Source organism: Arthrobacter sp. Y3225116 (genome assembly GCF_059091245.1).
Map to the genome: position 1 here is coordinate 1 of NZ_JBNHGL010000552.1, position 505 is coordinate 505.

At 68.3% G+C, this 505-nt stretch carries 1 protein-coding gene; it reads left to right on the forward strand.

Annotated elements, in window-relative coordinates; all coding sequences use genetic code 11:
* Positions 1–42: 42 nt before the first annotated feature.
* On the forward strand, positions 43–505 hold a 463-nt coding region (locus AC5RV2_RS18910; protein WP_494093606.1), incomplete at its 3' end, for a MazG nucleotide pyrophosphohydrolase domain-containing protein.

Sequence of the window (505 nt, forward strand, 5' to 3'; positions counted from 1 at the left end):
GCCCCCACGGCTGAGCCCGGCCGGGGGCGGGCGGTCGCCAGGCTGCTGGACGTCGTGGCACAACTGCGCGAGCACTGCCTGTGGACCGCGGCGCTGACCCACGAGTCGCTGATCGATTACCTCGTGGAGGAAGCCCATGAACTGGCCGAAGCCATCGAAACCGGCCACACCGGCCGGGCCGATGTTGCCGAGCTCAAGGGCGAACTGGCCGATGTGCTCTACCAGGTAGTGCTGCATGCCCGCCTGCAGGAAGAGCGGGGACATTTTGATTTCGACGCCGTGGCCGCGGAACTGACCGCCAAACTCATCCGGCGGAACCGGCATGTCTTCCGGCCGGACGGGTCCTTGCAGGAGAAGTTTCCGGAGACCATCGCCGAGATCGTGGCCGGCTACGACGCGGTCAAGGCGGCGGAAAAACCGGAGCGGACCACGCCGTTCGACGGCCTTCCGCACTCGCTGCCGGCGCTGGCGTTGGCAGCGAAATCGCTGGACCGCGCCGCCCGGG